Origin of the sequence: Bradyrhizobium sp. SZCCHNR1043, from assembly GCF_032489675.1 — a bacterium.
Classification (GTDB): Bacteria; Pseudomonadota; Alphaproteobacteria; order Rhizobiales; family Xanthobacteraceae; genus Bradyrhizobium.
Genome location: NZ_JAUEYN010000012.1, coordinates 100,787 through 113,254, shown reverse-complemented (window position 1 = coordinate 113,254; position 12,468 = coordinate 100,787). Strand labels below are relative to the sequence as shown.

At 66.6% G+C, this 12,468-nt stretch carries 10 protein-coding genes; 4 read left to right on the top strand and 6 right to left on the bottom strand.

All coding sequences use genetic code 11. From position 1 onward, the window contains the following. The first annotated feature begins 143 nt into the window (after positions 1-143). The gene (locus QX039_RS21695; protein WP_315736330.1) at positions 144-1,799 is read left to right on the top strand and encodes a DUF882 domain-containing protein; all 1,656 of its coding nucleotides are present in this window, start codon (positions 144-146) and stop codon (positions 1,797-1,799) included. A 156-nt stretch (positions 1,800-1,955) separates the two neighbouring features. Here QX039_RS21695 and QX039_RS21690 read toward each other — a convergent pair whose 3' ends face one another. Beyond that, a complete protein-coding gene (locus QX039_RS21690) occupies positions 1,956-2,231 on the bottom strand; it encodes a DUF2312 domain-containing protein (protein WP_008961835.1) in 276 nt (91 codons plus the stop codon). A gap of 290 nt (positions 2,232-2,521) precedes the next feature. Continuing rightward, positions 2,522-2,818, bottom strand: coding sequence for a DUF1244 domain-containing protein (locus QX039_RS21685; protein ID WP_315736329.1), 297 nt, complete (start codon positions 2,816-2,818; stop codon positions 2,522-2,524). Positions 2,819-3,018: 200 nt separating this feature from the next. On the opposite strand from QX039_RS21685, the gene QX039_RS21680 reads away from it, so the two are divergent. Together QX039_RS21680 and pyk are read left to right on the top strand one after the other, a co-directional pair. Beyond that, complete coding sequence (locus QX039_RS21680; protein ID WP_315736328.1) at positions 3,019-3,615, top strand: DUF1036 domain-containing protein; 597 nt, start codon at positions 3,019-3,021, stop codon at positions 3,613-3,615. After that, positions 3,612-5,048 carry a pyruvate kinase gene (pyk, locus tag QX039_RS21675; protein WP_315736327.1) on the top strand — a complete coding sequence of 479 codons (1,437 nt, stop codon included), beginning with the start codon at positions 3,612-3,614 and terminating at the stop codon, positions 5,046-5,048. Before QX039_RS21680 ends, pyk begins: the two co-directional genes overlap by 4 nt. A gap of 6 nt (positions 5,049-5,054) precedes the next feature. Here pyk and QX039_RS21670 read toward each other — a convergent pair whose 3' ends face one another. The 3 genes from QX039_RS21670 to QX039_RS21660 form a co-directional block, all read right to left on the bottom strand. Further along, positions 5,055-6,668 (bottom strand): glycosyltransferase family 87 protein, encoded by a 1,614-nt coding sequence (locus tag QX039_RS21670; RefSeq protein ID WP_315736326.1) that lies wholly within the window; start codon positions 6,666-6,668, stop codon positions 5,055-5,057. 130 nt (positions 6,669-6,798) lie between these two features. Further along, entirely contained in the window at positions 6,799-7,473 is a 675-nt protein-coding gene (locus QX039_RS21665) for a helix-turn-helix domain-containing protein (protein ID WP_315736325.1), read from the bottom strand. 158 nt (positions 7,474-7,631) lie between these two features. Further along, a complete protein-coding gene (locus QX039_RS21660) occupies positions 7,632-8,858 on the bottom strand; it encodes a glycosyltransferase family 87 protein (protein ID WP_315736324.1) in 1,227 nt (408 codons plus the stop codon). A gap of 178 nt (positions 8,859-9,036) precedes the next feature. Here QX039_RS21660 and QX039_RS21655 point away from each other — a divergent pair, with 178 nt between their 5' ends. After that, complete coding sequence (locus QX039_RS21655; protein ID WP_315736323.1) at positions 9,037-10,242, top strand: acetylxylan esterase; 1,206 nt, start codon at positions 9,037-9,039, stop codon at positions 10,240-10,242. Between the two features lie 216 nt (positions 10,243-10,458). Here the strand turns inward: QX039_RS21655 and ftsH are convergent, their stop codons facing one another. Further along, positions 10,459-12,375, bottom strand: coding sequence for an ATP-dependent zinc metalloprotease FtsH (ftsH, locus tag QX039_RS21650; protein ID WP_315736322.1), 1,917 nt, complete (start codon positions 12,373-12,375; stop codon positions 10,459-10,461). Positions 12,376-12,468: the final 93 nt, after the last annotated feature.

Sequence of the window (12,468 nt, the reverse complement as noted above, 5' to 3'; positions counted from 1 at the left end):
GAGTATATGTTAAGGGTAATTGGGGGGCGGGTCGGTCAGTATCCCTTAACCATCCCGCCTTAGGTAAGCGTTTCCTCTCTCTTCCGCCGGACGGGCCGCAAGAGGGTCATCGAGTAAACGCTCGTCGACGGGGTGGCTGCATCTTGCTGTCTGTTTTCGCGCGCCAATCTGTTTCGCTCACGAGGGCGGGTTGGAAGGCTGGATGCCAATGCGGGCTGGCGGCGCTGCTGCTACTCATCGGCGCCGGCTCGGTGCATGACGCGGCGGCGCTGAATGAAACCCACACCCTCTCCTTCCACCACACCCATTCCGGCGAGGACCTGACGGTCACCTTCAAGCGCGAGGGCCGCTATGACGAAGACGCGCTGAAGAAGCTCAATCACTTCCTCCGCGACTGGCGTACCCAGGACGAGACGGTCATGGACCGCCGCCTGTTCGACATCCTCTGGGAGGTCTATCGCGACGTCGACGCCAAGCAGCCGATCCAGATCATCTCGTCGTACCGGTCGCCCGCCACCAACTCGATGCTGCGCCGTCGCTCGGCGCATTCCGGGGTGGCGCGGCACAGCCAGCACATGCTGGGCCACGCGATGGATTTCTACATTCCGAACGTGCCGCTGGAGCAGATCCGCTTCGCTGGCCTGCGCCTGCAGCGCGGCGGCGTCGGCTTCTACCCGACTTCCGGCTCGCCCTTCGTGCACCTCGACACCGGCAACATCCGGCACTGGCCGCGGATGACGGCTGACCAGCTCGCCCGCGTGTTCCCGGACGGCAAGACCGTTCACGTGCCGAGCAACGGCGTTCCGCTCAAGGGCTATGAGCTGGCCAAGGCCGAGATCGAGAAACGCGGCAATGGCGATGACGCGTCGTCCAGCCGCCCCAACCTGTTTGCAAGGCTGTTCCGCGGTCGTCCGAGCGAGGATGACGAGGAGTCTGGCGAGAGCGAGAGCAAGGCCGACGCCAAGCCGGTCCAGACCGCGGCACTCGCCGCGAAGCCGGCTGACAAGAGCTCCGACAAGGACGGCCGGACCGTCGAGCGATCGGTGGACAGCAAAGCCGCCACCACGCGCGGCAAGATCGCCAATGCCCTGCAATTGGCCTCCGCGGATGCGCAATCTGCCGCTCAGCCCGCGGCGACCAAGCCCGAGACGAAGTCCGAAACGACAAGCGCCGTCGGCAGCAAATCCAGGGACGGCGCGCCGCAGAGCGTCGCCGACATCATCAATTCGCGCGGCTTCTGGGGTGACAATCCCGGCACGCCGAAGCAGGCCACCCCCGAGCAGGTTGCCGCGATCACGGCACGCCGTGCGCTGTCATCGATCGATCAGCAGCAGACCGCAAGCCTGATGCAGGCCATGGCCTTCGCACCCCCGGCCTCCTCTCCGCTCGATCGCGCCAATGTCGCCTCCACGGCCCCCATCCCGGTGCGAAACTCCCGCCCGGCGACCCGCAGCGTCGCGCCGGTGCCTGAGGCCGCCCCCGCGGCCGCGAAGAACGGCCAAGGTCAGGACGGCGCCATCACGATGGCGACGCGAATCTCGGCGGCCAAGGCCCCCGATTCGACCTGGATGCGGGCCATCATGCTGACGCCGAGCGCATCGTCATCGATGTCCGTGACGAAAATGGGCGACGTGGACCTCACCGTGATGCGCAGCTATTTCGTCAAACCGCAGGTCGCGCTGGCGATGAGCTTCACCGCCGAGCCGACGCCGGGACTGAGCTACGATCAGTTCACAGGGCCGGCGATCATCAAGCTCGAAACCAAATCCTTCGCCATGCGCGCGGCAGCCTTGCGCTGACGCCGCGACAGCCGGTTCGTCGTTCTCCTCGGCATTGACGAGCTGGAGTGCAGCGTCGATGGCCGCATGCCGCCGGCGCGCCGAGGCGAACCGGGAGAAAGCGAATGCCCCGTCAGGGGCAGCCGAGGTCTGCTCCAGGTGAGCGAGGCCGGCTGCTCAGATCATTCCGAGCGCCTGCATATAGGTCTCGAGGATGCTTTCCTCTTCCTGGCGCTCGTTCGGGTCCTGCTTGCGCAGCCGGATGATCGTGCGCAGCGCCTTAACGTCGAAGCCATTGCCCTTGCTCTCGGCGTAGACGTCCTTGATGTCTTCGGAGATCGCCTTCTTCTCCTCCTCGAGACGCTCGATCCGCTCGATAATCGACTTGAGCTGGTCTACGGCAAAGCGGGTCGCGGGCGAGTCGTCGTCCTTCGCGGCGGCGGAGGTGGCCATCTGATACTCCTGAGTGGAACTCGTGTGTCCAAGGAAGGCGCCAAAGGGCGCTACATGTTCGCCGCGACCCTCAAATCTGGCGTGCCCCGCGTCAAGGCGACATCGCCCTCATCCACAGAGCGGCCCACATCTTGTTGGCCTGCGCAGCGTGAAGCCCACGCAAGCCGGCCGCGCCACTTGTGTTTCGTCACCATCCTGCGCAGGACCCGATTCGCCTTCGAAGCCCCTGCCAAGTCTGGGCTCGCGCGCGAACGGCAGTAAAGCGCGTCTCCTGCGCGCTCGTTTCGGAATCAGTGGCCCGGATGCGCCTTCTTGAAGGCTTCGCGCTGCTCGGCGCTGGCCTCGCGCTGGTACTTCGCCTTCCATTCCTCGTAAGGCATGCCATAGACCGCCTCGCGGCTCTCGTCCTTGGTCATCGGCGCCCCCTGGGCGTCGGCGGCGTCCTTCAGCCAGTTGGAGAGGCAGTTGCGGCAGAACCCCGCCAGATTCATCAGATCGATGTTCTGAACGTCGGTTCTGGTCCGCAGATGCTCGACGAGCCGGCGAAAGGCGGCGGCTTCGAGTTCGGTCCGGGTGGTGCTGTCCATCGTCATCTCTTTGTTCCCTGTTCCGCGCCATGACGGATGTCTGCTATATAATGAGGCTTCGTCGCAGATTTGGCCATATCGCAGCGCGGTCAGGAGGAGCGAGGCGCTGGATCGCAGCGGCTTCGCACGAGATCGTCATGGCGTTGACAGCCGCAGCCAAGCCCAGCGACATCGTTCAACGGTTGATATAGCGTCGCGCAATGATCCCCAAAATCTCCTCTCTCCTGCATCGCAATCCCTTCCGCCCTGGCTACGGACTGCTTTCGCTGCTTGGGCTGGCCGCGCTCTGTCTGTCGTCCACTCCGGCGGCCGCCGATTTCCGGCTCTGCAACAACACCTCCAGCCGGGTCGGGATCGCCCTCGGCTACAAGGACGCCGAAGGCTGGACCACGGAGGGCTGGTGGAACGTGTCGTCACGCAGCTGCGAGACCCTTCTCAAGGGCACGCTGGTGGCACGCTATTATTACATCTACGCGCTCGACTATGACCGCGGCGGTGAATGGTCGGGACAGGCCTTCATGTGCTCGCGCGACAAGGAATTCACCATCAAGGGCACCGACAATTGCCTGGCGCGTGGCTTCGACCGCACCGGCTTCTTCGAGGTCGACACCGGCGACCAGCGCGCCTGGACGGTGCAGCTCACGGAGGCCAATGAGCAGCCGGCGCAGCAGCGCGTGCCCGGAATTCCCGGTACGTTGGGACCCGGAGGCAACGTTCCAGGTCTGCCCAATGGGCCGCAAGGTGCGCCGCCGGCAGCCGCACCGGCCCTGCCGCCAGGGCAAGCACCCAAGCCATGAGGCGGCTGCGACGCATCAAGATCCTCGCGACGCTCGGCCCCGCCTCCTCGGACAGCGCGATGATTCGCAAGCTGTTCGAGGCCGGGGCCGACATATTCAGGATCAACATGAGCCACACCCCGCACGACAAGCTGCGGGAGCTGGTGACGACGATCCGCAGCGTCGAAGCGAGCTACGGCCGCCCGATCGGCATTCTGGTCGATCTTCAGGGTCCGAAGCTCAGGCTCGGCACCTTCGCCGACGGCCCGGTTCAGCTCAACAACGGCCAGAGCTTCGTGCTCGATTCCGACAAGACACCGGGCGATGCGACGCGGGTCCATCTGCCGCATCCGGAAATCCTGGCCGCCCTGCAGCCGGGACATGCGCTGCTGCTGGATGACGGCAAGGTGCGGCTGATCGCCGAGGAGACCTCGCCAACCCGCGCCGTCACCCGGGTCGTGATCGGCGGCAAGATGTCCGACCGCAAGGGCGTGAGCCTACCGGACACCGACCTGCCGGTCTCGGCGATGACGCCGAAGGACCGGGCCGACCTCGATGCAGCCTTGAACATCGGCATCGACTGGATCGCGCTGTCCTTCGTGCAGCGCGCCGACGACGTGCTGGAAGCCAAGAAGATCATCCGCGGCCGCGCCGCCGTGATGTCGAAGATCGAGAAGCCGCAGGCGATCGACCGGCTCAACGACATCGTCGACGTCTCCGATGCTTTGATGGTGGCGCGCGGCGACCTTGGTGTCGAGCTGCCGCTGGAACGCGTGCCCGGCCTGCAGAAGCAGATGACGCGGCTGGCGCGCCGCGCCGGCAAGCCGGTGGTGGTCGCGACACAGATGCTGGAATCGATGATCCAGTCGCCGGTGCCGACGCGCGCCGAGGTCTCCGACGTCGCCACTGCGGTCTATGAAGGCGCCGACGCGATCATGCTGTCGGCCGAGTCGGCCGCCGGCAAATACCCGGTCGAGGCGGTCTCGACCATGAACCGCATTGGCGAGGAGGTCGAGCGCGACGTGGTCTATCGCTCGGTGATCGCGGCGCAGCGTCCCGAGCCGGAATCGACCGCGGGCGATGCGATCGCCGAGGCCGCACGGCGGATCGCCGAGAATCTCGATCTTCCTACGATCATCTGCTGGACCTCGTCCGGCTCCACCGCGATCCGCGTCGCGCGCGAGCGGCCAAAGCCGCCGGTGGTCGCGATCACCCCGAACCTGGCAACCGGACGCCGCCTGTCGGTCGTGTGGGGCGTGCACTGCGTGGTGGCCGAGGACGCGCGCGACCAGGACGACATGGTCGAGCGCGCCGGCTCGATTGCCTTCCGCGACGGCTTCGTCCGCGCCGGACAGCGCGTCATCATCGTCGCCGGCGTGCCGCTCGGCACACCCGGCACCACGAACATGGTGCGCATCGCCTATGTCGGGCCGTCGAGCGACGCCCATATCTGAGACGACCTATTGGGTCCTATCGATCGCGCCCAGTCCGGCCGTGGACGGGGGCTTGGCCCGCGCGATCACCGGACAGGCCTCGATGGCAATGCCGGCGGCGCCGGGGATGCGCTCGCAGCCACGCGACGCATCGATCTGGAGATCATAGTCCGCAAGCACCTCGAGCCGCGGCGGGTTGTCGGCCGGGCTCTTGGAGAAATACAGCGCCCACACGCCTCCCGGCAGCGGATTGGCCAGGCCGTTGCGAACCCGGCGGTCCAGCACGCCGCCGGACACGATCGGCACCACGAGCTCGGACAACTGATAGACGCGCGAGCCCTGTGGCAGGAACGACGTGACGTAGCCGAGCGGCTTCTGCAGCAGCAGGAACGTCGCGGGACGTTGCAGGTCCGCCGCGAGCTGCGGCCGGTAGGGATCGGACCATGGCCGCCGCATCCAGTCGGTCGGCTGCGACGCCAGCGCGATGCCGAGCGCGGCCATCACCGTGACGGCCTGCGTCATCCGCCGCGATGGTGACGCGACCGGCCCAGCGTCTGCACGCCAAGCATCGACCAGGCGGATGAGCAGCAGCACGATCAGCGGCGCCGACAACAGCTCGAGCGGCATCAGATAGCGCTGGATCGAGAAGGCCAGCATCCACAGGACGTAGCTGAGCCAGAAGAAGATCAGGAGGCGCCGGTCGCGCAGCGGCAGCACCTCGCGCCGCTGCCACAGGCCGGTGACGATCAGCGCGATGAGCAGCACGATCACGACGGCGAAACGCGGATCGCGGAACGGCCATTCCGACGAGGGATGCTTGCCGATCACCCAGTAGAACGGATAGGCGAGCGCATCGAGCAGTCCCTGCGGCATGAAGCGCGTATCGACGATCGAGGCCTGCGGCGCTTCGGGCGAGCGGAAGATCGTGTTGTAGAATGGAAACAGCGGGCTGCCGTAGTCGCGCGCCATCTTCAATGCCCACGGCCCCGCGGTCACGATCACGCCGGCCGAACTGCCCGCGCCGAATGCGACGATCGCGCGCCACGGCCGCGCCACCAGCAGCAGCGACACGCCGGCTCCGGCCAGAAACGTCGCATTGGTGAGCTTCAGTCCCGTGGCCGCGCCGATCAGCAGGCCAGCGGCGACGAAACGTCGGCCGCGCTCATCGTCCTCCCCGAAGATCAGCGCGATGCCGGCGAGGATCGGAATGGTCGTGAGAATGTCGGCGAAGCTGGTGCCGACCTCGGACAGCGCCATCGGACTGAGGGCAGCGATGATGAGCGCGGCGCTGAGCGTGAACGCGTCAGCCGCGCGCCGGAGCAGCACGCGCGCAACCCAATAGACCAGCGCGAGATTGAGGCCGTGCAGCGCGCCCAGCGCGACGCCCCACCACGGCGCATCGAGCCCGTGGCGGACCGCGTAAGGCAGCAGGTAGATCAGCGGATTGAGGAAGCTCTGAAAGCCGCCAGGCGCGACGTCGATGTCGAAGCGGCCATGCAGCAGCGCGAAGCCGGCATAGTCGTGATAGTTCTGCCAGTCCCAGTTGATGTCCTCGCCGGCGAGATATGCATAGACAGCGCCGGCGGCGGCCGATCCGGCGATGACGAGGCGCGTCGCCAGAGGGTTGCGTGCAATCGACATCGTCTGAGGAGGCACCTGGAGTGGGGCAAGGCGGTGCTCTCGCGGCACGCCAGCCTCACCATCGCCGCGACGGGTGAATCCTTGCTTAAGCGCGGCCTTGCGTCCGAAGGGTAAGGCATGGTGGCGCTGACTACGCGCCGACCAGGCTCCTGACCGGCAGCACGGCCTGCACGACGAGACCGCGCGCACGCGCATCCATGACGCCGACCGCGCGCAGCGCCAGCAGGGTGACCGCCTGAACCGTGTCGCGGAGCTTGGCAGGGTCGTCGGGATTCTCGGTCGCCAGCGGCCCCACCAGCGCCTCGTGCAGCGCGCCGAGCAGCGCGGTCGCGGCCAACTGGGTGTCCTGCGCCGGAAGATGGCCAGCACGGACGGCCGCGTCGATCCGCGAGGCGATCTCGCCGACGATCTCGCGGCGGCTCGCGATCCGCGACGCCGTCACGTCGACGTCGACGGGCTCGGCCAGGATGCCCCAGGCGAGCTTGCGCTGCGACAGGATGTGCACTGCGACCGTGGACACCGCGGCAGCCAGCGCCGAGGATGGACCGGGAGCGGCATCGGCGGCGCGCCGGGCGGCGGCAAGCTCATCGCGCGAGACTTCCGCGATCAGCTCCGAGATCAGATCCGCCTTGGAGGGAAAGTAGCGATAGACGGTGCCGGCTGCGACATTGGCCCGGATCGCCACCGGGGCGATCTGGACGGCAGACATGCCGCCTTCCGCGGCGGTTTCGCGGGCGGCAGCCAGAATCGCGCTGCGGCGGGCCGCCAGCCGCTTCACGACCTGATGGGTTCGCCGATAGACCATGGCGTTTCTCGTCCCGGACGCGCTCGTCCAGGGCACCCGGCGAACGCTGGTTCAGTGTTTTTGGAGGATCGACCTCACAAATGGCTAGGAAGAACTGAACACTTGTTCACGAAGGAAGACAAGGGAAATCATGACCCTGCCCGGCCCCAACCAGTGTGTCAGGCGCTCGCGAGCGCCGCCGCGGCGGGCGCCGGCTGCCGACGCCACCACGAGCCGGCGCGCGCCAGCACCAGGCCGGCCAGGATCAGATTGGCCGCAAGCCCGAGCGGAATCCCGGACAGCATGAACGTGATCTGAAGCGCCGCGATGCCGCCGAGCGCGGGCAGCTCGTAGCGGCGAAAGCCCTCGGCGAGGCCGATCCGCACCAGCCATGCCACCGCGATGGCCTGAACCATCATGTCGTACATGAACAAATAGGGCGTCGTCAGCAGCAGCCCGACGGCCAGCGCCGCCGCCTTCAGCGCGTAGCGCACCGGGCTGCGCCACAGCGTCACCAGCACGACCGCAACGGCTGCGGTCAGCACCCATTGGAAGGTCCAGCCAAGCGCTTCCGAGCCGCCGAAATAGCGCACGAGCGAAAACAGGCTCTGCAGCTTCCACCAGGTCGCCTTGCCCTCGGTCAGGAACGCCTGCGAGAACATCGGCAGCCAATGCAAGAAGGCCTGCCAGCTCTCCAGCCCGAAGGCGAGCCATGACAGCAGCGCCAGAACGATGGCGGTGACGCTCGCAGAGACGAAGGCTGTCCAGCGCTGGGTGGCGATCAGCACGATCGGGAAGAGCAGGCCATATTGCGGCTTGTAGGTCAGGAGCCCGAGACAGATCCCCGCCAGCACCGGCCGCACCGGCAGCAGATAGAGCGTGCCGCCGACGAGCGCGGCAGTGAGGCATCCGTTCTGCCCGACCAGCGCGTTCGAGAACAGGGCCGGAAAGCCGGCTGCGAGCAGCAGGCCGAAGCCGCGGCCGACGATCGCGCGCATCGCGAGCGCATAGGGAACGAAGCTGGCATAGACCCAGCCGACGAAGGCGAGCGTGTAGGGAAACTGCGCCAGGAACGCTGCGACGAACAGGAACGGCGGCGGATAGTGCCAGGCAAAGTAGCCCGGGAAATCCTGCCGCAGCAGGTCGAGCTCGACCTGGCGCTGCACGTCCCAGTCCCAGGCCAGCGCCGGATGTCCCTGCAGCGCCAGCTTGCCGGCCGCCCAGACATTAACGAAATCGGTGGGAATGCCGAGACCCGCCTGGTCCCAGATCCAGGTGCCCGACCACAGCCCGGCCGGGAAGAACGAGGCGTTGATGCAGGCGAGCGCGAAGCAGGCCGCGAACAGGCCGAGCGGAACGTCACGACGCTGCGATGGGATCGCGGCGGCATCAGGATTGTCAGCCATCTGGACCTCGCCCCGCGCCTGCATGGGCGCCTCCCGATCGAGACATAGGCGGGGACGCTTGAAGAAGGCTTAAGCGTGGGCGACGGCGCGCGACCGCCGGCGCCGCACCGATTGTTTACGCGCGATCTGTATCGCAGGGGTTCGAATGCAACCAGCGGCGGCAGGCCGGGGGGATCCCATGTTCGTTTATCGCGCTCTCATCGCGCTACTCGTTTGCGCCATTTGGCCGGCCGCAAGCCGCGCCCAGGACAAGAGTCCGGTCCGCGTCTCCTCCGACGTCAGCTATGAATATCTGGCCCGCTGGGACGTCGCCCGGCTGAACACCATCCTCGCTGTCGATACGCCGAAATTCGCCGGCGTCTCGGTGACCTACACCCCGGCGCGCAATGCCGTCCGGCTCTATCGCGTAACCTATGCCTCAGTCGTGCCCGAGCGCGGCAACAAGCCGATCACGGCGAGCGGCCTGCTCGCGGTGCCCGAGACCGGCGAGACCAGCCTGCCGATGGTGTCCTATCAGCACGGCACGGTGTACGGAAAGCAGGAGGTGCCGTCGTTTCCGGAGCAGTCGCCCGAGACGCAGCTGATGATCGCGCAGTTCGCAGGACAAGGCTATCTGCTGATCGGCGCCGACTATTTCGGAATGGGCATCTCGACCGAGCCGGAAGGCTACATGGTGAAGGCCAGCCATCAGCAGGCCACCTACGACATGCTGCGGGCGAGCCGCGCCGTGCTCGACCAGATGAAGCTGACGAGCGCCAGGCTCGACATCGCCGGCTGGTCGCAGGGCGGCTTCGTGACCATGGCCTATCTCGAGAAGCTCGAAAGCGCCGGCGTGCCGGTCGCGGCAGCGGCGACCGCGAGCGCGCCGGTCGACGTGTTCGTCGCGCTGAACGGCTTTCTGAACTTCCCGCGCAGCAACGATGCCTCCTGGACGAACTCGCTGTTCATTCTGTCGGCCTTCGCGTTCGAGAACTATTACAGCGTACCCGGACTGGCGCGCTCGGTGATCAGCGACAGCTACTACGACGTCGCCCGCAAGGCCTATGAGCGCGAGCCCTTCAACGTCGCCGACGTCCCGACCGATCTGCACAAGCTGCTCAAGCCCGACTATTTCGATGCGCAGTATTTCGCTGCGTCGGCCTACGGCCGCCTGATCGCGCAGACGCAAGCCTATCGCTGGATCATCAAGACGCCGGTGCGCAACTATTACGGCGAGACCGACGAGGCGATCTCGACCGGTCTCGGCCGGCTGGCGATGACCTACCAGCAGGCGATCGGGGCCGGCAACAGCAAGGTCGAGGCGGTGTCGACGGGACCGACCAGCCATCGCGGCACGTTCGCGACCGCCGTCCCGCAGTGGAAGGCCTGGTTCGACAAGCCGTGATGCGCGCGGCGCCGCTGGATGCGGTCCGCGGCGCGGCACCCCGTCAACGAAAGACGTGACAAACAGAACGCGCGCCCACCGCGCGCGAATCGGACTGCCGCCGGCACGACTCCAAACAAACGAAAAGCCCGGCTGTAAGCCGGGCCTGTCGTCTCTCTCGATCTTCCGGATCAGATAGGCTGACCCGTCGGAAGTTCGTTGCATATCAACCCTGGCTCACGCCTGGGGCTGCGGCTCCAGGCCTGGATCGGGCCGCGGCCGCGGCTTGCCGGCCGGCGGCACGGCCGACGCGCGCGGCGTCGACGGCTCGATCGCCGATTCGCGGTTCGGCTTCTTGCCCTTCAGGAGGTCGTTGATCTCCTCGCCGGTCAGCGTCTCGTATTCGAGCAGCGCCTGGGCGATCGCTTCCCAGTCGTCGCGCTTCTCGGTGATGATGCGGCGCGCCTCCTGCTCGCCGGCCTCGATCAGGCCGCGAATTTCGGAGTCGATCAGGCGGGCGGTATCGTCGGAGATGTTGGTCGAGCGCGCCACCGAATGACCCAGGAAGACCTCCTGCTCATTGCTCTGGTAGCGCACGCGGCCGAGCTTGTCCGACATGCCCCATTCCATGACCATCGCGCGGGCGAGGTTGGTGGCCTGCTGGATGTCGCCGGTGGCGCCATTGGTCACCTTCTCCGCACCGAACTTCTGCACCTCGGCCTCGCGGCCGCCGAACATCATCGCGAGCTTCGAGACGCACCACTCACGCGTATGCGAGTGACGGTCGGCCTCGGGCAGCGACTGCACCATGCCGAGCGCGCGGCCGCGCGGAATGATGGTGGCCTTGTGGATCGGGTCGTGGCTCGGGACGTTGAGGCCGACGATCGCATGTCCCGCCTCGTGATAGGCGGTCAGCATCTTCTCTTCCTCGGTCATCACCATCGAGCGGCGCTCGGCGCCCATCAGCACCTTGTCCTTGGCCTCCTCGAACTCGGACTGCGTTACCATCCGCTTGTTGCGACGAGCGGCGGTCAGAGCAGCCTCGTTGACGAGGTTCATCAGGTCGGCGCCGGAGAAGCCGGGCGTGCCGCGGGCGATGGTCTTGAGGTTGACGTCCGGCGCCAGCGGCACCTTGCGGACATGAACCTTGAGAATCTGCTCGCGGCCGATGATGTCCGGGTTCGAGACCACGACCTGGCGGTCGAAGCGGCCGGGACGCATCAGGGCAGGATCGAGCACGTCGGGCCGGTTGGTGGCCGCGATCAGGATCACGCCCTCGTTGGCCTCGAAGCCGTCCATCTCGACCAGCAACTGATTGAGGGTCTGCTCGCGCTCGTCATTGCCGCCGCCGAGACCGGCGCCGCGATGGCGGCCGACGGCGTCGATTTCGTCGATGAAGATGATGCAGGGCGCGTTCTTCTTGGCCTGCTCGAACATGTCGCGGACGCGGCTGGCGCCGACGCCGACGAACATCTCGACGAAGTCAGAACCCGAAATGGTGAAGAACGGCACGTTGGCTTCGCCGGCCACCGCACGTGCGATCAGCGTCTTGCCGGTGCCGGGGGGGCCGACCAGCAGCACGCCGCGCGGAATGCGGCCGCCGAGCCGCTGGAATTTGCCGGGATCGCGCAGGAATTCGACGATCTCCTGCAGGTCCTGCTTGGCCTCGTCGACGCCGGCGACGTCCTCGAACGTCACCCGGCCGTGCGCCTCGGTCAGCATCTTGGCGCGCGACTTGCCGAAGCCCATCGCCTTGCCGGCGCCGCCCTGCATCTGCCGGGAGAGGAAGATCCAGACGCCGATCAGCGCGATGAAGGGCAGCCACGACACCAGCAGCGACACGAACCACGGCACGTTGTCGCCGGGCGGCTTGGCCTGGATGTTGACCTTGGCGTCGTACAGGCGCTTCACGAGGTTCGGATCGCTCGGCGCGTAGGTCTGGAACGACGAGCCGTTCTTGAAGGTGCCGTGAATCTCCGGCCCCTGGATCACAACGTCGCGCACATTGCCCTGATCGACCTCGGTCAACAACTGCGAGAAGTTGATGTCGGTCGAGGACGCGCGTTGCCCCGGGTTCTGGAAGAGTGTGAACAGCGCCAACAGCAACAGGACAATAATGACCCAAAGGGCGAAATTGCGCAGATTGGCGTTCATCGATTTTCCTTCGTGGTCGCGCGGATCGCGGCCGTTCGTCCTCGGACTCATCCCTGGGTAGCCACGAGGGAATCCCCCGGTCGACCGTCTCGT